Source organism: Elusimicrobiota bacterium (genome assembly GCA_016218575.1).
Classification (GTDB): domain Bacteria; phylum Elusimicrobiota; class Elusimicrobia; order UBA1565; family UBA9628; genus JACRDN01.
Genome location: JACRDN010000020.1, coordinates 12,461 through 30,742 on the forward strand (window position 1 = coordinate 12,461; position 18,282 = coordinate 30,742).

Consider the following 18,282-nt stretch of genomic DNA (forward strand, 5'->3'; position numbering starts at 1 on the left):
CTCCGGCACTCCGGGGCGCGAGGGCCTGAAGTCCTAAACAGGCGTGGACCGAAAGACCTAGCAGGAAAATGATATACTCCTCGACCCCATGGCTTTCGTTTGTTCACTTCTCCTGAGCGCCGCGTTTGCCTCATCGGCGCATGCCAGCCACGAGACCGAAATCTCCGTCCCCGCCCCCGAGCTCGCCGCAAAGCCGGCTCCGCCCCCTATCGCGGCCTTAAAACCGGCGGCCGCCACCGAGCCCCGGCCTAATCCAAGCCGGAACAGGACGCCGATACGCGGCATCCACCTCACCGGCTGGGTGGCGGGATTTGCCAAGGCGCGCCGGCAATTCATAGCCGAGGCCAAGAAGGCTGGCCTCAACGCAGTGGTGATCGCTCTCAAGGAATACGACGGCCGGATGTTCGTGCGCGGCGTGGCCGAGGCGAAGGCTCTCGGCTCCTACGTCAACGCGATCCCGGATCTGCCCGCGGCGGTCCGCGACTTCAAGGCCGCGGGCCTCTACACGGTCGGGCGCATCGTCCTCTTCAAGGACGATTGGCTGGCCCGCAGGAGGCCGGACTGGGCGGTCCGAAAGCCGGACGGCTCGCTTTGGACCAACGACAAGGGCGTGGCCTGGGTGGATCCCTACCGCCGGGAAGTCTGGGAGTACAACCTCGCCATCGCCGAGCGCGCGGCCGCGGCGGGCTTCGACGAGATTCAGTTCGACTACATCCGATTTCCCTCGGACGGCAACACGGCCCTTTGCCGCTACTCGCGTCGCGACCATGGCGACAAGACCGCGGCCCGGAACCTGCGGGACTTCCTGGCCCTGGCCGGAAGCAGGCTCAGGCCCCGAGGGGTCAAGCTCTCCATCTGCGTTTTCGGGATGACCACGAGCGACGACAGCGGTATGGGCATCGGCCAGCACATCGCGGAGCTCGTCCAAGGCGCGGATTTCGTCTCTCCCATGATGTACCCCTCGCATTACAGCAAGGGCCAGTACGGCATCCGCAATCCCAACCGCGAACCGTATAAAACCATCCATCTGGGCCTTCGAGACGCGACGCGGAAGCTGGGAGGGCTTTCTCCCCGCCTGCGCCCCTACCTCCAGGACTTCTCCCTGGGCTGGCGCTACCGCGCCGAGCAGGTCCGCGCCCAGATACTGGCCGCGGCGCGGATGGGCGTGACGGACTGGGTTCTATGGAACCCGCAGAACCATTACACCTGGGCCGCCATACCCAGCGAGGAACAGCTGAAATTGCATGAATCGAAATCCCCTTAAAGCCGCAAGGCTCGCTTGGACGCCTCTTTGTCTTCTTATCCTTCTCGGCCCGGCTTGTCCGGCCCGGGCCGAAAACTGGGCGCCGCTTGTCCCGCAGGTCTTGGAAGCGCCCAACCCCCAGGACCCTCTCAAAGCCACCATTCACAGGCTGGAAAACGGCCTCACCGTTTATCTCAGCCCCAACCCCCAGGAGCCGCGCATCGCGGCCTGGATCGCGGTGCGGGCGGGCTCCAAGCACGACCCCGCCGACAACACGGGGCAGGCCCATTACTTGGAGCACATGCTCTTCAAGGGCACGAGTGCCATGGGCAGCATCGACTACGCCAAGGAAAGGCCTCATCTTGACCGCATCGTATCCCTCTACGACAAGCGTTTCGCCTCCAGGGATCCCAAGGAACGGGAGGCCCTCTATAAGGAGATAGACACCGAGAATATCGCGGCCTCGCGCTACGCCGTTCCCAACGAGATAATCAAGCTCTACAATCAAATGGGCTTCCAAGGAATCAACGCCTTCACCTCCGACGAGATGACGGTTTACGTCTGCGACCTTCCCGCCAACCGCCTCGAGGCCTGGGCCCTGGTCGAGGCCGAACGCTTCGCCCATCCGGTTTTCCGCCTTTTCCAGAGCGAACTCGAGGCGGTGTACGAGGAAAAGAACCGTTCCATGGACAACCCCGAGAGGATTTTGGGCGAGGCCATGGCCAAGGCCCTGTACAAGGGCCACCCCTACGCCCGAAGCACCTTGGGCTCGGTCGAGCACCTCAAGAACCCGGCGCTCTCGGCCATGTACGAGTTCTACCGCAAGCACTACGTCCCGGGAAACATGGCGATCGCCCTCTCCGGGGATTTCGACCGGAAGGCAGCCCTGGCTGCGGTCAAGAAGTATTTCGGAGCGCTCCCGGGCAAGCCTCTCCCCCAGCCCCAAGCCCAGGCCATTCCCCCGCCGCGAGGCATCGAGCGCGTCGAGGTGCGCTACGAGGCGGAGGAGAAGGCGCTGATTTCCTGGCCCGTGCCGGGGATTCTTCATCCCGACAACGAGGCCCTGACCGTGATGAGCCTGCTCCTCGACAACTCCCAGGCGGGCTTGATTGACCTCGAGCTCAACCAGGCCCAAAAGGTAAAGGGTGCGGGCGCCTCGCTTTCAGTCGAGAACGAGGGCGGAGAGCTCACCCTCTGGGCCGTCCCGAAGCTCGGCCAGACCTTGGAGCAAGCCGAGGCCCTGCTGTTGGAGACCCTGGAGAGGCTGAAAGCAGGGGCCTTCACCGATGAGGACCTCAAGGCCGTGATTACGGATTTCGAGATCGGCAAGAAGCACCAGCTAGAGTCCAACGAGAGAAGGGTCGAGGCCATGGCCGAGTCCTTCCTAGCTTTTGAACCCTGGGCCCGCCGCGTCCAGCGCCTGGAGCGCCTCGGCCGGGTCTCCAGAGAAAACGTCCTGCGCGTCGCCCGCAAGTACCTAGGACCCAACCGGGTCGCGGCCTACCGACGCCCCGGCAAGCCCGACATCCCCAGCATCCCCAAGCCCGCCTTCACAAAGATCGCGATAGACCCAGCGCGGCAGTCCGCTTTCGCGGCCAAGATCCTGAATCTCCCCGCCAAGCCCATCGAGCCGCGCTGGCTGGCGCGGGGCAAGGATTATTTCATCGAGGACGCGCCCCAGGGCAGGCTCTACGCCGCCCCGAACCCCTTCAACGACCTCTTCGCCCTTTCCTGGGAGTTCGAGCGTGGAAGCCGCCAGGAGAGGACCCTCTGCGCGGCCCTGGGACTCCTCGAGCTCTCCGGGGCCGGAAGCCTCGGCGCCGAGGAATTCAAGAAGCGCCTCTATAGGCTGGGAACAAGCCTGTCCTACTCTTGCGGCGAGCGTTCCTCGGGCGTCCACCTGAGCGGGCTCAACGAGAACCTCTGGCCTTCCCTCGAACTCATGCGCGAGCGCTTCGAGACGCCCAACATCGCTCCCGATATCCTCAAAAAAGCCGTGGAGGTAGCTCTCGGAGCCCACCAGGACAACAAGAAGAATCCGGGCAGCGTCTACCAGGCCCTGGCGGAGTACGCCATGCGCGGCCGGAAAAGCGCGGTCCTCAACGAGCTCACGGATCGGGAGCTGAAGGCTCTGGCCTCGGCCTCCCTCGAGAAAATCATCAAGGACTTTCCATCCTACAAGCGCCGCGTCGGCTACGTGGGCAACCGCCCGCCCAGAGAGGTCGCCAAGCTCCTCGATTCAAGAACGTCCTGGCGGGACACCCCCAAGCCAGAGCCCTTGCTTCTCCAGAAGCCGCGCAAGACCACGGTCTACTTTACGCACCGCGACATGGTGCAGTCCCGGGTCGGGCTTTTCGCGGCCGACGAGACTTACGACAAGAGCCACGCCGTGGACTACGCCTTCTTCGGCGAGTACATGGGCGGAGGCATGAGTTCGGTCATTTTCCAGGAGATCCGGGAGGCCCGGGCCCTGGCCTACGCCGCCGGCGGGGGTTACGCGCGGGGCGAGCTCCTGGGCGACGAGAACTACGCCTACGGGCGCCTGGGCTGCCAAGCCGACAAGACCCCCGAGGCCGCGCGCCTGCTTGCAGAACTGTTCCAAGCCGTGCCGCTGTCGCAGGAGCGCTTCAAGGAAACCGCCAAGTCCATCGAGGAATCGCTCCGCTCCGACCGCATTTCTTTCCGGGCCGTTCCCGGCGCGGTCATGGACTGGGAAGACCACGGCCTGGATGGAGACCCCAGGCCAGAGCGCTTCGCCAAGGCCCTGAAGTACCGCCTCGAGGATTTGAAGGACTTCTCCGCGCGCTTCAAGGACAAGCCCATGACTTTCTACATAATGGGCCACAGGGACCGCTTGGGGCTGGGCGAGATCAACAAGCTGGGAGATTTCGAGGAGAAGGCCCTGGACCAGCTTTTCCCCTACTGAGGGTTTTTGAGCCCCTCGAGGGCTTGGACGAGCTGGACGTCCCGGGGGAAGCGCTCGAGGGCCTCCTCGAGCATGCGCAGCGCCGCGGCCTTCTGGCCCAGAGCCGCCAGGGCGTCGGCTCCGTGGAGCGGAAAAAATTTCTCGGCCGGGTAACGCTCGAGGCCTTGGCGGCAAAGGTCGGCGCAGTCCAAGAGCTTCCCGTTCTTTTGGTAGATCACGGCCAGGGCCATCCAGGCGTAGGCCTGCCGGCCCCGCTTTTCGAGCCACTCGCAAAGGGCCTCAGCCTCCCCGTACATCTGGAACTCGACCAAGGCGCAGAGAAGATCCTCAACGTAGCGGCTGGTCTCGCCCTCCTCGGAGCCGCGCAAAAGGCGCAGGACCTGCAGGAAATGCCGGCAGGGCATCCAGGCCGCGTCCTCGCCGCCCAAATCGAGGCGGACGAGCTTTCTCAAGTCCTCGTTCTTGAAATGACCAGCCTGGGGCAGGTATAGAAGCTTTCCTTTTCCCTTGGCGCCCCCCACTTCCACCTTGCCGTAGGCCACCTGCATCCCCGCGGGCAAAGTGAGCCGGGCCACAGGAAGGTTGTATAGCTCGGGAGTCTCGCCTGGGATCTCCCCCAATGACAGGGCCTTGACCTCTGGCCAGGAGAGCTGGACCGCGGCTCCCTCGTCCAAGTACAGCTTGATGCCCGAAAAGCACTTGATGCCGCGCAGCAGGCCGAAAACCGAGGCTGGATCGTGCCCCATCCAGAGAAATTCCTGGCCGGAGGGCGCCTGGAGGCCCTTGGCCTCCACGTAGAGAGCCACCGAGTCCTTGGCCGGGAATACCGGCACCCAGACCCCTCCCAACTCCGAGTCGCGGTCGGCCCAGATGGGGAAGCTCTCGGCCGAGCGCGTGACGCGCTTCTTCTCGGCCTCGGCCATGGGCTCATCCACGGTCAAAAGAAAGCTCTCCGAGCGCAGAAGCTCGCGGTAGAGGGGCAGGCGCGGCTGGCGCGGGTGATGGGCGGCCTGCCGGATCAAGTGTTCCAAGGTTTCAACCATCGCAGGCCCAGCTTAACCCGGCCCGCGAATCCTGTCAAGGCCTATGCCGCAGGCCTCCCCGCGGGAGGCGCGCAGCCGCGAAGGGGGCTTGCTCTAATGTTTGGAGGGTTCTGTTTTTGTGGCGCCGAAGCGGTTGATGCCCGGCGCCATTCTATCTTTGTAGCGTTCTGCTTTAACCTGCGGCAGTTCAGCCATGAGGCGATGGGAATGGAATCGGCCGTCGGTTGGATAGCTGACTATGGCGTCGTAGAGATCCCTCAGTCGAGGCCGGTAATTCGGTGAGGCTCGATGGTGGCCTCCGCCAGCCTCTTAAAGTTAGCATTTCTCCGCGAAAAGTGGCATCATGAAATAATGGTCGTGGGAACGGCAATCCGGAAGGTGACGGTGCTCGGCCATCCCGTCCTGCGCGCGCCGACGCGCGACTTGAGCCCGAAGGAGATACAAGCTCCCGAGGTCCGGCGGCTTATCGCCGAGATGGAGGCCTCCATGCTGGAGTACGCGGGCGTGGGGATAGCGGCCAATCAAGCAGGGGAAGGGCTGAGCCTCTTCCTGATGGGCTTGGAGCCGGGGGGCTCGCGCCACCCGGCCGGGATCGAACTCGCCATGGTCTTCAATCCCAAGCTTAAGCTCCTGGGGCAGGAGACGACCGAAGATTGGGAGGGCTGCCTGAGCGTCCCCGGCCTGCGGGGCAAGGTTCGCCGGCACCTCAAAGTCGAACTCTCCGGTCTCGACCAGGACGCCAAACCCTTCCGGCGCCTCTACGAGGGCTTCCCCGCGCGGGTCGTCCAGCACGAGTGCGACCACCTGGCTGGCAAGGTCTACCTCGACCGCATGGCCGATCTCACGACACTCTGCTACACCTAAAGAAGTTCAATAAGTTGCATAAGTTGCAAGTCTGACACCAGCATCAGCATTCCCATGATAGAAACCTGCAATCTCACCAAGGATTACCGCGTGCCGGAGAAGGACCCGGGGCTGGCCGGGGCCTTGAAGTCATTCTTCCATAGGCGCTGGCGGATAACGCGGGCCGTGGACAACGTTTCCTTCAGGATAGAGGAAGGCGAGCTCGTGGGCTTTTTGGGGGCCAACGGCGCGGGCAAGACCACGACATTGAAAATGCTCTCTGGACTGCTTACCCCAAGCTCCGGGAAGGCCACGGCCCTTGGGTACGTCCCCTGGGAGAGAAAATCCAGTTTCCAAAGGCGCTTCTCACTAGTCATGGGCCAACGCACCCAGCTTTGGTGGGAAATCCCGGCCCAGGAGACTTTCCGCCTGAATCAGGTGATTTACGGGCTCTCGGAGGGGGAGTATCGGCGCAATTTGGGGGAGCTCGTGGAGCTTCTCGAGCTCGAGGAATGCCTCTGCGTCCCGGTCAAGAAGCTCTCCCTGGGCCAGCGCATGAGGGCGGAGCTGGCCGCGGCCCTCCTGCACCGGCCGGCTCTCCTTCTCCTCGACGAGCCCACTTTGGGGCTCGACGTGGTGATGCAGAAGAAAGTGCGCACCTTCATCCGGGAATACAACAAGCGCCACAAGGCCACTATCCTTCTCACCAGCCACAACATGGACGACGTGGTCGAGCTCTGCCCGCGGGTGCTCATCATCGAGCGCGGGCGCATACTCTACGACGGCAGGCTCGACCAGCTCGTGTCCAAGTACGCGGAGCACAAGGTGATCCGCATGGTCTTCGACAAGGAGGTGGCCTTGGCCGACCTTAAGTCCCTGGGCACGGTCGTGGAGGCGGAAGGCCTCCGGGCCGCGGTCGAGGTGCCGCGCTCCAAGGTCTCCCAGCGCGCCGCCGAGTTCCTCAAATCCTTCCCAGTGGCCGACCTCACCATAGAGGAGGCCTCCATCGACGATATCGTGCGCAAGATATTCACACATGGCGCCTAACATTCATCTCTCGTGCTGAAATATTGGACGGCCTATTCGATCTCTCTGCAGCACGTCCTGCAGAGACGCTCCTCGCTGCTCATGGACCGATTAGGAGGAATCGCCGTGATCGTGAGCCTCTATTACTTCTGGATCGCCTTGCTGGGCAGCAAGAGCTCGTATCTAGGCTACTCCCGGGAGCAGATGCTGAGCTACGTCCTGGCCATGAATCTCCTGCGCTCCTTCGTCTTCACGGGGCGGGGTTGGGAGCTCGTGGGCGAAATCTCCTCCGGGCGCATTTCGTCGTACCTCGTGAGGCCCATCAGCTACCATGGCTACAGCCTGGCCCTGGACCTGGCCCAGAAAACGGTCCACGTGGCCGCGGCCTTCATCGAGATCGGGGTCCTGGTTCTTCTGGTCCGCGCCCCCGTTTATCTGCCCAAAAGCCCAATGGCTTGGGCCACTTTCGCCGTGGGCGCGGTCCTGTCCTCCTTGGTGTTTTTTTTCCTCGAGTTCATGGTGAGTTCCCTGGCCTTCTGGACCTCAGAGTCGGGAGGACCGCTCTTCTGCTTCGAGCTTTTTCTGCAGTTCGCGGCGGGAACATTTTTCCCGCTGGATGTCCTTCCCCTCGGCCTTCAGAAGGCCCTCGCCTTCACCCCTTTCCCTTATATGGTCTTTCTGCCCATCAATATCTATTTGGAAAGGCTCTCACCGGTCCAGGCCCTGAGAACGCTCGCCTTGCAAGGGCTATGGCTCGCGATTTTCTTGAAGGCAAGCTCCGCCTTGTGGAAGCGCGGCCTCCAAAATTACTCCGCGGAGGGCGGTTGAGAGGGAACCTCCGCTTCTATATGGCCGTTTGGCTGCGCATAGCCTCCATGAGCCTGCAGGGGCAGCTCGCCTATGCCCTGGGCTCGGTGGGTTTTCTCCTGGGCAAGCTCGTGCGCTTCGCGTTTTTCTTCGCCTTCGTGGCCGCGGTCTTCCAGCATACCGACACTTTGGCGGGGTATTCCTTGGTGGAGATGGCGCTGTTCTTTCTCACCTTCAACATCGTGGACATCGCGGCCCAGATATTCTTCCGCGGGATCTACGGAGCCAGGCGCGCGGTGACCGATGGGGACTTCGACTTCTACCTCATACAGCCCTGCTCTCCCCTGTTCCGTCTCCTTTTCGGTACGGTGGACTTCCTCGACATCGCGCTCACCGTCCCGGTCCTGGCCATGATGGGAGCGGTCTTGGCGCGGCTTCCGGCCGGCATCGGGATGGGCCGCTACGTCCTTTACGCGCTTCTCACGGCCAACGGCATAGGCATCGCCATGGCGATCCATGTCCTCGTGGCGGCCCTGGCCGTGCGCACCCAGGAGCTGGAGAACACCATCTGGATTTACCGCGACATCATGTTCATGGGAAAATTCCCCACGGACATCTACGGCGCCGCCGCGCGCCTGGTGCTGACGACGGCGCTTCCCATCGCGGTCATGGTCACCTTCCCGGCCAAGGCCCTCTTAGGCCTCCTGGAATCCCGCTGGACCGCCTACGCCTTCGCTCTCTGCGCCGTCTCCCTGGCCGCCAGCCGCTGGTTCTGGCTCGACTCGGTCAAGCGCTACACCTCATCCTCGAGCTGATTCGGGCGCTAGGAAGCGTCCGCCCAGGCAGTAGTAGACGGTCTTGAATATCTCGAGAATGGCCGATCGGGCCATGCCCTGGTCCTTCCACCAACAACGGGAAAACGATTCGTAAGGGGTCGCCGCGACGCGGACCGTGGCGCCTTCGAGGACGTCCGATAAAATCCTGCGGCTGCGCCGGGCATGGTAGCGAGAAGTCACGACCAGCACCCGCTTGCCGCGAGTCGCCGCGGCCCGGCGCAGGGCCAGGGCCTCGTCCACCGTGCTCACGACCCGATTGCCGTAGAAGTGTATCCTGTCCGCGGGAACCCCGCGGGCAAGCAGGATTTTCCTGTTGATGTCCTCTTCAAAAGGAAGGGAAATGCCCACGCTCTTGAGCAAGGGCTCTTCTTGGCCGGGATCTGGCCGGGATATCCAGACCTCGGGAGCGTAGCCCTTCTTGTAAAGCTCTGCGCCGTAGAAGGGCCTGGCGAATCCCCCCGCCAGGATCACCATAAGGTCGCTGGGCTGGGGGTCGTCCGAATAGTCTATCCACCAGCCCACGCCGAGGAGGGCGGCGCCCGCGCACAAAGACAGGGCCGCGAGCCCGGCCATGACCCTCTTGAGCCAGCGCCTCGCGGTTTTCACTTGGGAAACGGGTTGATTTTCGGCGGGGGATGTTGTTTAATGAAATTGAATCTCAATAAGATGCTGGGGTCAAAATCCAAGATCGTCTGCGCATGCCTCAATGTCAATGAGGCTCAGATCCTCGAGGCCATCCACGCCCGGCGGATCAAAACGGTCAAGGACATCATCGCCTACACCTCGGCGGGGGAGGGCTGCACGGCCTGCCATCCCATCCTAAAGGAATACCTGGAGCGCGAACTGCCGCGCGCCAATCCCTAGCCTGAATAATTCAGGCTAGCCCTTTTTTTCCTCCCCCAACTGCTCGGATAGATAGTTGGCCAGGCCGATCTCCCCGATCACGTGCAGCTGGGACTCGAGCCAATCCACGTGCTCCTCGGATTCCTCGAGGATATGCTCTAAAATCTCGCGGCTGCCTCCATCCTTGAGCTTGGCGCAGAGGTCGATGGCCTCGTTGTACGACTTGACACCCCCGATCTCGAGCTTCAAGTCGTTCTCGAATTGCCGTTTGACGTCGGTGCCCACGCGGATCACGTCGTAGCGGGCGATGTTGGGCACGCCCTCCAGGAATAGGACGCGGTCTATGAGCTTCTCGGCGTGGCGCATCTCCTCCAAGGACTCGTCGAAATGCTTCTTGGCGAGCTTGTGGTAGCCCCAGTTGCGGCACATCTTGGATTGGACGAAATACTGGTTGATCGCCGTCAGCTCTATGGTCAAAGCCTTGTTCAAAGCCTCGATGATCTTGGAATCGCCTTTCATGAATGACCCCGCTCTTCTGATTAATATTCTAAGGCTGGATATATTAACATTTTCCAGCCTAAACACCGCAAGAACCCCAGGTTTAGTCCCGGTGCTTGTCCAACAGGGGCGCCAAAGCCCAACTGAGACCGAAGGTGCCCGCCGTGCCCAGGATCACGAGCCAGCTCCAGCCCAACGGGAATATCTTGAGCTCGGAGAAATAAAGGAGGGTCGCGTTGACCCCCGCCATGATGAGCATCGAGGCCACGTTCGCCTTGTTGGCGCGCAGGTCCGTCAGAAGCCCGAATAGGAACACCCCGAGAAGGGAGCCGAAGGTCACCCCCCCGATCTTGAAGGCAAGCCATAGGATGCGGTCGAAGAAGCTGAAGAAATAGGCGATGGCCCCAAGCATGACGGCGAAGGCGGCCACGGCGAGGCGGGAGACGCGCAGGTAATGTCTTTGGTTGGCCTGGGGCTTGAACAGCGGCTTGTATATGTCGGTCACGAAAACAGCCGTGAGCGAGGCCAAGGGGGAGTCTATAGAGGCCATGACGATCGCGGCCAGGACCAGGCCCCTCAATATCTCTGGCATGCTCGTGGCCGCGAAGTGGGGAAAAATCTTGTCGAGCTTCTCCGGGAGAGCCATTCCGGGGTTGAGCTGATAAAAGACGAAAAGTCCAGTGCCCACCGCCATGTAGAGGATGAGCACGAAGAAGCTCCCGAATATGCTCAGCACCATGGTCTTCTGGCTTTCGACCCGGGTCTCAACGGTCAGGAGCTTCTGCATCATCTCGTGGTCCGTCCCGAAGGCGGCCATGGAGCCGAAGAAGCCGTTCAAGATCGCGACCCAGATGATGTTGGGGTCCGAGAAGAATTTATGGATGAACCCCTCCTCCCCCAAGGACGGCCCCCAGTTCACTATGTCGAGCTTCCCGGCCTGCCCAGCCACCTGGAGGACCGCGTCCATGCCGCCGTCTATACGGGAGTAGACGTAGCCCAGGGCCGCCAACCCCGCCGCGATGAAGGTCAAGGCCTGAAGGACGTTGGTCCAGACCACGGCCTTGATGCCGCCGTAGCCGATGTAGACCACTCCGATTAAGGAGAACAAGGCGATGACGGGAACGATATGCCAGCCCAGCAGCACGCTCACGGCCAGGCAAGCCGCCATGAGCCTCACCCCCGAGGCCAGCAGGCGGGTCGCGAAAAAGAAGCAGGTAGCCGTGTACTGCGTGTGTCGCCCGAAGCGGTGGCGCAGGAATTCGTAGATCGTGGTGCATTTATATTGGTAGAACGCCGGGATGAAGAGGAACGCGATGAATATCCTGGCCAAGGCCGAGCCGATAAAGAATTGGGCGTAGTTCCAATTCTCCCGGTAGGCCGTGGCGGGCACCCCGATGATGGTCATGGCCGAGATCTCGGTGGCGACGAAGGAAAGGCAGGCCACCCACCAGGGAATGGCCCGTCCGCCCAGGAAGAAATCCTCGGTGCTCTCCTCCTTGCGGCCGAAATACCAGCCCATCAAGAACATAACGGCCAGAATGGACGCAAGCACCGTGAAATCAGCGACAGAGAGGTTGGTCTGCCCCGAGAACCAGCGCGTCATTTCTTCCATAAAGTCCGCGGCCGGGATTCGCCTAGAACGGCATGCGGCCCGACACCTCCACTCGCCCCAGCAGGGCCTTGGCAGCGGCCTTCTGGGCCGGGCTGTTCTTCGAGAAGGCGCAAAGCCCCGCAGCCTTTAGGGTCTGGAACACGAAGGGACTGCCGAAGGAAACCACCCGGGCCCGGGGAAAACGGCCAAGCATGGATTGAATGCGGGCGATTTCCCCGCGGCCGTAGACGATCCTTCCGGTGTAGGCCCTGGGGCCGAGGAAGGAACCGACCACCAAAACGTCCTCTGGCTCGGCCCCTTGGTCCGGCCGAACCGGGCTCACCCGGGCCCCGGCTTGCGCGAGCTCTTTCGTAAAATCCTTGCCGAGCCAGTCCTTGGGATTCTCCTCCTCGGGCTCCCAATACCTGATCTGCGCGCCGGCCGTCAGGGGCTTGGGGCCCGCCGACCAGGCCAGGCAGGCCTCAGCCATCTTCCGGGCTATCTCACAATTCTTGGGCGAGCCCACTAGACTCAACGCATCTCCGGATGAGTCTCGGGGCCGCTCCGCGGCCGCGGAGCGGCCCACGGCATATCGCTCCCGGACCTCGACCAAGCGCCCGCAGGCCGCGGCCGCGGCCGCGGCGAGTCGGGAATCCTCCTCCACTGCTGAAAAGAGCGCGGCGACCAGGTCTCGGGGCTTTGCCGGAACCAGGAGGATGTCGGAGCCTCCCATGAGAGCCAGGCGCGCGGCCCGCGTCTCCTCGAAATGACCGGCCACGGCCTGCATGTTCAAAGCGTCCGTACACACCAAGCCCTTAAAGCCCAGCTTCTGGCGCAAGGTCTTTTCCACGTCCGAGGAAAGGGAATAGGGCAGATCCTTGTCCTTCTCCAAGGCCGGCACGCTCAAATGTCCGGTCATCACGGAGTCCCCCTCCTCGGCTAAATTCTGGAAGGGAACGAGCTCCCGCTGGGATAGAGTCGAGCGCGGCACCTCAAGAATGGGCAGCTCCAGGTGCGAGTCCTTGATAGTCTCCCCATGGCCGGGAAAATGCTTGAGGCAGGAAAGGGCCCCGCCCGCGTGCAGGCCCTTGATGTAGGCCCGGGCTAATCTCGTGACCGTGGCCGGATCGCTCGAGAACGAGCGCGTGTTGACGATGGGATTCTTGGGCTCGGTCGCCAGGTCCACGACCGGCGCGAAAACCCAGCGCACGCCCAAGGCCACGGACTCGGCGGCCGTGATGGCGCCCTTTTGGTAGGCCAGGCTCTCGGAGTTGGCCGCGCCCAAGCCCATGTTGGCGGAGAGGGCCGTGCCTCCGGGGCACTGAGAGGCCACGCCGTCCTCGTAATCGGCGCAGAAGAGAAGAGGCGTCCGGGCCTTGGCCTGGAGCGTTCGGGTAAAGCGCGCCACCTCGACGACCTCTCCGCCGTAAAGGCAGAAGCCTCCCACCCCCAGCTCGACCAGCTTCAGGGCCTCGTCAGGGTCGTCCAGGCCGAATTTAAAGCCTGGAAACACGAGCTCCGCAGGATTCACGGAAGCCATTATGGCATTTTCTAGCGGCGGGTAAAGAGGTCCCGCCCCTGCGCAGGGGCGGGGCCGGTCAGTGGCAGGGAGGGCCTACCCGGGGCATGCCCCTTTGGCCCTGGTAAAAGGCAGCCTGGCGCAACATTTATATAATACATGGCTTCCATAATACCCCTGGGCTGCGGACCAGCAATCGGGTAGCGTCCGTAGTTATCCACAAAACTTTCCCAGGAAATTTTTGTGGATAACTACCGCTCCTGATTTCTAGACCATGCGATCATTGGCGCGACGACGCGAGCTGTGAGAAAATACTATATCTGCGCCCTAACGGCGCTTTCATTCGGGCTGGGATATTCCTTGGCGCTTGGCCTCGAGGCGCCTCCGGCCACGCTTAACCCGGCAACCGCGGCCGTGGGCCACGCCTTCTCCGCAAGCCAAATCAAGCTCCTCGTCAAGAACCACTACCGAATCCGAGCCGACGGCTCGATCCTCGACCCCAGTTCCCAAGCGGTCCAAGCCTCCGAGATACCCTACCTTCTTCAACGCTTGGAAAGCGCCCAGCGCCTGCGGGCCTTCCTACAGATCAAGCTCATCCTCGGAAACAGCGATGGAGAGAAGAATCTCACCCCTCTTGAGCGCGAGCAAATACGCGGCATTTTGCGCGAGAACTGGAGCGTCTTCACCTGGAGCACGCGCAAGAAATTCCGGGCCTATTTCACCTTGCAGGAGCTCGAGGAAATCAACCAGACCCCTCCCCCCATGGTGAGCGACGAACTGGCTTTGAGCGATATGAGAGACCCCGAGCCCGATCTTTCCCCGGAGCCGGAAGCGCCGGCCGAGACCCCCGGAGCGCTCGCGCAAGTTGCTCAAAAGCCCGTGCCCAACCCGAGCCTGGCCCCGCGGTGGGCGCCCCAGCCGAGGCCCTTCCTCGCCGCGCCGGCCATCGCCTCGCCTAGAATCGAGGGCTCCTCCGCGGCTGCTTCGCCCGCCGCGCCTCCGGCGTTCGCTGTTCCGGCCGCCGTTGCGGCCGGCCCTGTCGTGGCTCCGCCTCCAATCGCGCCTCAGCCGCCGGCCCCCGCGGACTTGGGAGTGCTCAAGCCCGTGCCGAGCGCCCCGGCCGTCGCCGCGGCCCCTCCGGCAGGAACGGCCGCAACGGTTGCTCCAGTAACCGCCGCCCCGACCGCGGCGGCCGGCGCATCCCAAGATCTGGTGGCCATGGCCGCGGCGGCCACGGTCCGGCCCCCGGCTGCCGCAGTTCCACCGGTACCCCCCTCGACGACTGCCGCGGCCGGGACAAGCGCCGGAACAGTCGCCCCCACCACGCCTCTTCCACCAGTCCCGGAAACATTGAAGGGCGTTTCGCACGCCGAGTTCGAGATGTTCTTGGCCGATGCGCCCTACTCCCGGGACATCAAGGCCCTGCTTCGCATGATCTCGGACAAGGCCCCGGCCTTCGCTCGGCCCCGGGCCCTGAACGCGCTCCTGGCAAGTCTCCCCCTGATCTCGATGGATTCAAATCGCGCCGGCCGGAGCCTTTACGGCAACGTCGTAGAGCAAACCGCCCCTTCCGGGGAGAAGAGCTACGTCATCGCCTTGAACCCCGGGGCGGTGATCGCCATCCGCAAAAAAATGTTCTGGGGGAAGGTCGAGAGCCTCCTTCCCGATTCTCCCGACTACCTGGCCCAGATCCACGTCTCCGACGTCAAGGTAGACGCATTGAGACGAGACGGGATGGCCGCCAAGCAGGAAATGGCGGAGTGGGGCATGTCCAAATTCTACGCGGACGACAGCCTGCGCGGGACTTTCTCCAACCAGGAGCAGGGGGGGCATCTCCTGCGCCAACTCCTCCTCTTGGAAGCCCAGAGGCAAAGCTGGGATCTCTCCCCTTACGCGGCCGAGCTCTACGCGCGCGGGGCCCAGATGATGTTCTACGCCAAGCTCCACAATGAATTGCAGGACGACCGTTTCCTCAACCCGGATCTTAGGCTCGCCTACCACGAGTGGCTCGAGCACCCCACGGAATACCGGGACCATTTGGTCCACGCCTTGGCCTCCTCTCGCGGCGGGCGCCTGGACCCCAAGAGGACGAGCCTGGCGCAATTCGCATCCTTCGTCCAAGGCCAGAACGCCTGTGACAACGCCCAGGGCCAAGCAAGCCCCGCCGCCTTGCGCGAAGCTCTCACTTACGACACGCGAGCCTTGGTCCGCGCCCGGCTCATAGACGAGGGCCAGGCCGAGAGCGCGCGCCAGAAAATCATGGTGGACACGGCCCGGGCCGCGGAAAAAATAAAACCCTGGACCGGCCAGGAGTGCCTCAAGGAGCATGAAGAAGTCCGCGCCGGCATCCAGAGGGCCGAGGGACTCTTGAACGAGATGCTCCTGGCCGAGCAGAAATTCAGGGAGGAGCAGGCCCATGAATAAGGCCCTTGCAAGCGCTTTCCTGGCGGCGGCTTTGGGGGCCGCGGCGATGCAAGCCCAAGCCCAGCTCGGCGGCTCCGATGTCGTCCATTACACGCCGCCCTCGCACGCGTTCTACTGCGACATCCCGGCGGTCGGCTGGGAGTCCTTCGAGGAGGAGGAGCCCTCGGGATTTGCCGTCCACCTTCTGGGGCCGGACAACCCCGCCGGGACCTACCGCCTCGGCATAGACATCCACTGGGTCGAGAAAGGACAGCCCGGCTGGGTGCCCTACAAGAAGGCCGTCGAGAACCTGCGCCGCTCAGCACCCCACCGCTCGGCCACCGCCAGCCGCGCCATGCGAATCTCGGGGTCCCTGGCCAAGGTCTTCGAGGTGAGCGAGACCCGGCGCCTGCCGGCGGATCTCGTGCCCATGGTGGAGGAGGAGATCCACCACTTCATGGCCGTGGTCCCGAGCGGCGAAAGCTACTATATGATCCGGCTTTCCTCCAGCCAAGAGAACTTCATGGAGTACCGCAACCTCTTCGTCAAGTTTCTGCGCTCCTTCAAGATGATGGGAGAGAAGTAGGTCATTTTATCCGGATAAAATGACCTTATGGGTGATATTGTAAAACCGCAGCCCGATTGCGCGCGCGGAGATAGGCCCAAAGTCCCGAAAACTGTCTAGGTCCAAATCCCAATCACCTTACCCTTTCGGCCCAGGCATTTTGAAGCCAGCGGGCTTATCCTCGGTCCATGAAGAACTTTCTCGCCGTCTGTCTCGTCTCCTGGTTTGGAATTCCCGGCTGGTCCCAAGGACCCCTTGGGATCACGACCGACAACTCCGCCGCTTTCAAAGAGCTGTCAGGCTTGACTGACTGCCCCCGATGCTGGAAGCGCAGCGACAAGCCGGGGCCCCTGGCCGCAAAGACCGCGGCCGGGCCGAAGTTCAAGATCGTCTGCGAACTGGGCGGCAAGCACGGCGCCGACCCCGACAGGGTGAAGCATGATCTTGAGATCGCCCTCATCCAACAGGCCTACGAGAACGTGTTCGATCGGCTGCCGCCGCACCTTCAGCAAATCGCGCTTGAGACGACGGCCGTCATCAATCACAAGGACAAAAGCACCGCTTTGGGCTGGTCCGCGGAGGACGATCTCGACTACCGCTACCCGGACACGGAATTCTACCCCAAGGGCACGATCAAGATCAATTACACGGAATTCTTCGTGCGCCGGCTGGAGCTGGGCCGCAAACTGGGCCTCAACGATCCCAAGGTCGCCAAAGCCTTTCAAGAAGACGCTGGAGACGCCATCACCCACGAGCTCACCCACGCCTGGCAATACCACAATCGCCCGGTCCGGGATCTGATGATGGTCCAAGGAAGCTGTCCGGATGGGTTCTGCGATGAAGCTTTGATCCGGGAAACCGCCCTCAAGATCGAGTACGAGCGGGAAGCCTACGCCGGGACGAAACGATTCGACCCCGACCGACGCGGGATCATCTCAGACGCCTTGGAGAATTATTTCCTGGCCAATCCCCAGGAAAACGCGCCGGGAGGCTCCTACCACGGCCTCATGGCCGAGAAAGTGCTCATAGGGATCATCGCCAGGGGCCGAACGGCCTCCGCGCAGGAAAGAGCCGGGATCAATCCCATCGAGACCCACCGCATAGTCTACTATGGCCAGTATATCCCCGCCCGCAACGTGCGAGCCTTGATCGAGCTTAAAAAGTCCTATCTGTCGGACGGCCATTTCCAAGTATGGGAAAACGGAGACCGCCTGACGAACCGCTGCGGCCGCCTCAATGATATCGCATCCGAGACCGCGCCGTATTTCAGCGGCGAGGAGGGCGGGCAGTTGAAGGAATGGTATCCCTACGTGAGCTCGGTGGAAAACCGCTACCGCCGGGAGATGGGCGCGTTGAAGGAAATCCTGAGATCCAGGGGCCTTAGCTGCGACGGCCTAGACTTTTAAAAGGGCGGATAGCCAATCAACGACGGTTCGGGCCAGCCAATCACGGCGATCGAGGAAGTCATGTCTGGCCCCCGGGACCTTGACCAGCTTCTTGGGCTCATGAGCCGCCGCGAAAATCCTCCGCGAAACGGCGAGGGCCACCATCTCGTCTGCCTCCCCATGGATGAGCAAAAGCGGGCATCGGAGCTTTGCCGCGCTTCGGGCTGGATCCCAGCGATGAACCGCCGCGATGAAATCGCGATGGAGGAAGTCGGCTGATTTGACCCTCAAGGGCTGGCAGAGATGGGCTATTTTCCTGCGGGTGTCCGACGTGACCATCTCGGGCCCGCCCACGGGTGCTACCGCGGCCACGCCCCTGAGCCCGGGCTCCAAAGAACCCAGGCTGATGGCGGTCCAGCCTCCCATGCTGAAGCCGAAAACGGCCAGCCTTCGGGCGTCCACGAAATCCTGGCCGCGCAGGAATTTTAGCCCGGCCTTCGCTTGAAAAGCCAGATCGCCGAAGGAGAAGAGCCCCTCGCTACCCCAAGCCCCGCGAAAATGCAGGGAAAAACTGGCGATTCCATGCTTGAGAAGCTCCCGCTGAATATCCGTATTTTTCTCAGCTCCGGGAAACCCGTGAAGAAACAAGACAGCGGGAAGCTTTTGGTTCTTGGAAGACTCAAGCCAATTCAAGACCCCGACCATTTTCACGCCCTTGTAGCGGAATACTTGAGAAGCGCTGTGGGGGCGCATG

Annotated in this window: 16 protein-coding genes; 10 read left to right on the forward strand and 6 right to left on the reverse strand. The window is 62.5% G+C overall.

Annotated features, from left to right (window positions below; genetic code table 11):
- Nucleotides 1–88: 88 nt before the first annotated feature.
- A complete protein-coding gene (locus tag HY921_10820) occupies nucleotides 89–1,264 on the forward strand; it encodes a GTP-binding protein (GenBank protein ID MBI5631361.1) in 1,176 nt (391 codons plus the stop codon).
- Nucleotides 1,245–4,169 (forward strand): insulinase family protein, encoded by a 2,925-nt coding sequence (locus HY921_10825; GenBank protein ID MBI5631362.1) that lies wholly within the window; start codon nucleotides 1,245–1,247, stop codon nucleotides 4,167–4,169. Before HY921_10820 ends, HY921_10825 begins: the two co-directional genes overlap by 20 nt.
- Here the strand turns inward: HY921_10825 and HY921_10830 are convergent.
- Nucleotides 4,163–5,212: a hypothetical protein gene (locus HY921_10830; protein ID MBI5631363.1), complete on the reverse strand. Its 1,050-nt coding sequence runs from the start codon at nucleotides 5,210–5,212 to the stop codon at nucleotides 4,163–4,165. The two genes, HY921_10825 and HY921_10830, sit on opposite strands and share 7 nt — an antisense overlap.
- Nucleotides 5,213–5,569: 357 nt before the next feature.
- Between HY921_10830 and HY921_10835 the strand changes: the two genes are divergently transcribed.
- Genes HY921_10835 through HY921_10850 form a run of 4 tightly spaced genes read left to right on the forward strand, consistent with a single transcriptional unit; the run spans nucleotide 5,570 to nucleotide 8,703 of the window.
- Complete coding sequence (locus HY921_10835) at nucleotides 5,570–6,076, forward strand: peptide deformylase (GenBank protein ID MBI5631364.1); 507 nt, start codon at nucleotides 5,570–5,572, stop codon at nucleotides 6,074–6,076.
- A gap of 54 nt (nucleotides 6,077–6,130) precedes the next feature.
- Nucleotides 6,131–7,102 carry an ATP-binding cassette domain-containing protein gene (locus tag HY921_10840; protein MBI5631365.1) on the forward strand — a complete coding sequence of 324 codons (972 nt, stop codon included), beginning with the start codon at nucleotides 6,131–6,133 and terminating at the stop codon, nucleotides 7,100–7,102.
- Between the two features lie 12 nt (nucleotides 7,103–7,114).
- The gene (locus HY921_10845; GenBank protein MBI5631366.1) at nucleotides 7,115–7,909 is read left to right on the forward strand and encodes an ABC-2 family transporter protein; all 795 of its coding nucleotides are present in this window, start codon (nucleotides 7,115–7,117) and stop codon (nucleotides 7,907–7,909) included.
- A 20-nt stretch (nucleotides 7,910–7,929) separates the two neighbouring features.
- Nucleotides 7,930–8,703 carry an ABC-2 family transporter protein gene (locus HY921_10850; protein MBI5631367.1) on the forward strand — a complete coding sequence of 258 codons (774 nt, stop codon included), beginning with the start codon at nucleotides 7,930–7,932 and terminating at the stop codon, nucleotides 8,701–8,703.
- Here HY921_10850 and HY921_10855 read toward each other — a convergent pair.
- Nucleotides 8,689–9,330: a YdcF family protein gene (locus tag HY921_10855; GenBank protein MBI5631368.1), complete on the reverse strand. Its 642-nt coding sequence runs from the start codon at nucleotides 9,328–9,330 to the stop codon at nucleotides 8,689–8,691. The two genes, HY921_10850 and HY921_10855, sit on opposite strands and share 15 nt — an antisense overlap.
- A 39-nt stretch (nucleotides 9,331–9,369) precedes the next feature.
- Here HY921_10855 and HY921_10860 point away from each other — a divergent pair, with 39 nt between their 5' ends.
- The gene (locus HY921_10860; protein ID MBI5631369.1) at nucleotides 9,370–9,588 is read left to right on the forward strand and encodes a (2Fe-2S)-binding protein; all 219 of its coding nucleotides are present in this window, start codon (nucleotides 9,370–9,372) and stop codon (nucleotides 9,586–9,588) included.
- Between the two features lie 15 nt (nucleotides 9,589–9,603).
- Here HY921_10860 and bfr read toward each other — a convergent pair whose 3' ends face one another.
- From bfr to HY921_10875, 3 genes are all read right to left on the reverse strand, one after another.
- The gene (gene bfr / locus HY921_10865; GenBank protein MBI5631370.1) at nucleotides 9,604–10,086 is read right to left on the reverse strand and encodes a bacterioferritin; all 483 of its coding nucleotides are present in this window, start codon (nucleotides 10,084–10,086) and stop codon (nucleotides 9,604–9,606) included.
- A gap of 82 nt (nucleotides 10,087–10,168) precedes the next feature.
- Entirely contained in the window at nucleotides 10,169–11,677 is a 1,509-nt protein-coding gene (locus tag HY921_10870; protein MBI5631371.1) for a sodium/solute symporter, read from the reverse strand.
- A 22-nt stretch (nucleotides 11,678–11,699) separates the two neighbouring features.
- On the reverse strand, nucleotides 11,700–13,187 hold the full coding sequence (locus HY921_10875) for a hypothetical protein (protein MBI5631372.1): 1,488 nt from the start codon (nucleotides 13,185–13,187) through the stop codon (nucleotides 11,700–11,702).
- Between the two features lie 291 nt (nucleotides 13,188–13,478).
- On the opposite strand from HY921_10875, the gene HY921_10880 reads away from it, so the two are divergent.
- The 3 genes from HY921_10880 (at nucleotide 13,479) to HY921_10890 (ending at nucleotide 17,549) form a co-directional block, all read left to right on the forward strand.
- Nucleotides 13,479–15,599, forward strand: coding sequence for a hypothetical protein (locus tag HY921_10880; protein ID MBI5631373.1), 2,121 nt, complete (start codon nucleotides 13,479–13,481; stop codon nucleotides 15,597–15,599).
- On the forward strand, nucleotides 15,592–16,164 hold the full coding sequence (locus HY921_10885) for a hypothetical protein (GenBank protein ID MBI5631374.1): 573 nt from the start codon (nucleotides 15,592–15,594) through the stop codon (nucleotides 16,162–16,164). The genes HY921_10880 and HY921_10885 overlap by 8 nt, the downstream gene beginning before the upstream one ends.
- A 167-nt stretch (nucleotides 16,165–16,331) precedes the next feature.
- Nucleotides 16,332–17,549 carry a hypothetical protein gene (locus HY921_10890; GenBank protein MBI5631375.1) on the forward strand — a complete coding sequence of 406 codons (1,218 nt, stop codon included), beginning with the start codon at nucleotides 16,332–16,334 and terminating at the stop codon, nucleotides 17,547–17,549.
- On the opposite strand, the gene HY921_10895 is transcribed toward HY921_10890, so the two are convergent.
- Nucleotides 17,538–18,281 (reverse strand): alpha/beta hydrolase, encoded by a 744-nt coding sequence (locus HY921_10895; protein MBI5631376.1) that lies wholly within the window; start codon nucleotides 18,279–18,281, stop codon nucleotides 17,538–17,540. The genes HY921_10890 and HY921_10895 overlap by 12 nt on opposite strands.
- Between the last annotated feature and the right edge of the window lies 1 nt (nucleotide 18,282).

Bases quoted from the DNA above. Each gene is read 5' to 3' on its own strand.
- HY921_10840 (MBI5631365.1), top strand. From the start codon at position 6,131: ATGATAGAAACCTGCAATCTCACCAAGGATTACCGCGTGCCGGAGAAG.
- HY921_10860 (MBI5631369.1), top strand. From the start codon at position 9,370: ATGAAATTGAATCTCAATAAGATGCTGGGGTCAAAATCCAAGATCGTC.
- bfr (MBI5631370.1), bottom strand. From the start codon at position 10,086: ATGAAAGGCGATTCCAAGATCATCGAGGCTTTGAACAAGGCTTTGACC.
- HY921_10885 (MBI5631374.1), top strand. From the start codon at position 15,592: ATGAATAAGGCCCTTGCAAGCGCTTTCCTGGCGGCGGCTTTGGGGGCC.
- HY921_10895 (MBI5631376.1), bottom strand. From the start codon at position 18,281: ATGCGCCCCCACAGCGCTTCTCAAGTATTCCGCTACAAGGGCGTGAAA.
- HY921_10820 (MBI5631361.1), top strand. From the start codon at position 89: ATGGCTTTCGTTTGTTCACTTCTCCTGAGCGCCGCGTTTGCCTCATCG.
- HY921_10830 (MBI5631363.1), bottom strand. From the start codon at position 5,212: ATGGTTGAAACCTTGGAACACTTGATCCGGCAGGCCGCCCATCACCCG.
- HY921_10825 (MBI5631362.1), top strand. From the start codon at position 1,245: ATGAATCGAAATCCCCTTAAAGCCGCAAGGCTCGCTTGGACGCCTCTT.
- HY921_10890 (MBI5631375.1), top strand. From the start codon at position 16,332: ATGAAGAACTTTCTCGCCGTCTGTCTCGTCTCCTGGTTTGGAATTCCC.
- HY921_10850 (MBI5631367.1), top strand. From the start codon at position 7,930: ATGGCCGTTTGGCTGCGCATAGCCTCCATGAGCCTGCAGGGGCAGCTC.
- HY921_10870 (MBI5631371.1), bottom strand. From the start codon at position 11,677: ATGGAAGAAATGACGCGCTGGTTCTCGGGGCAGACCAACCTCTCTGTC.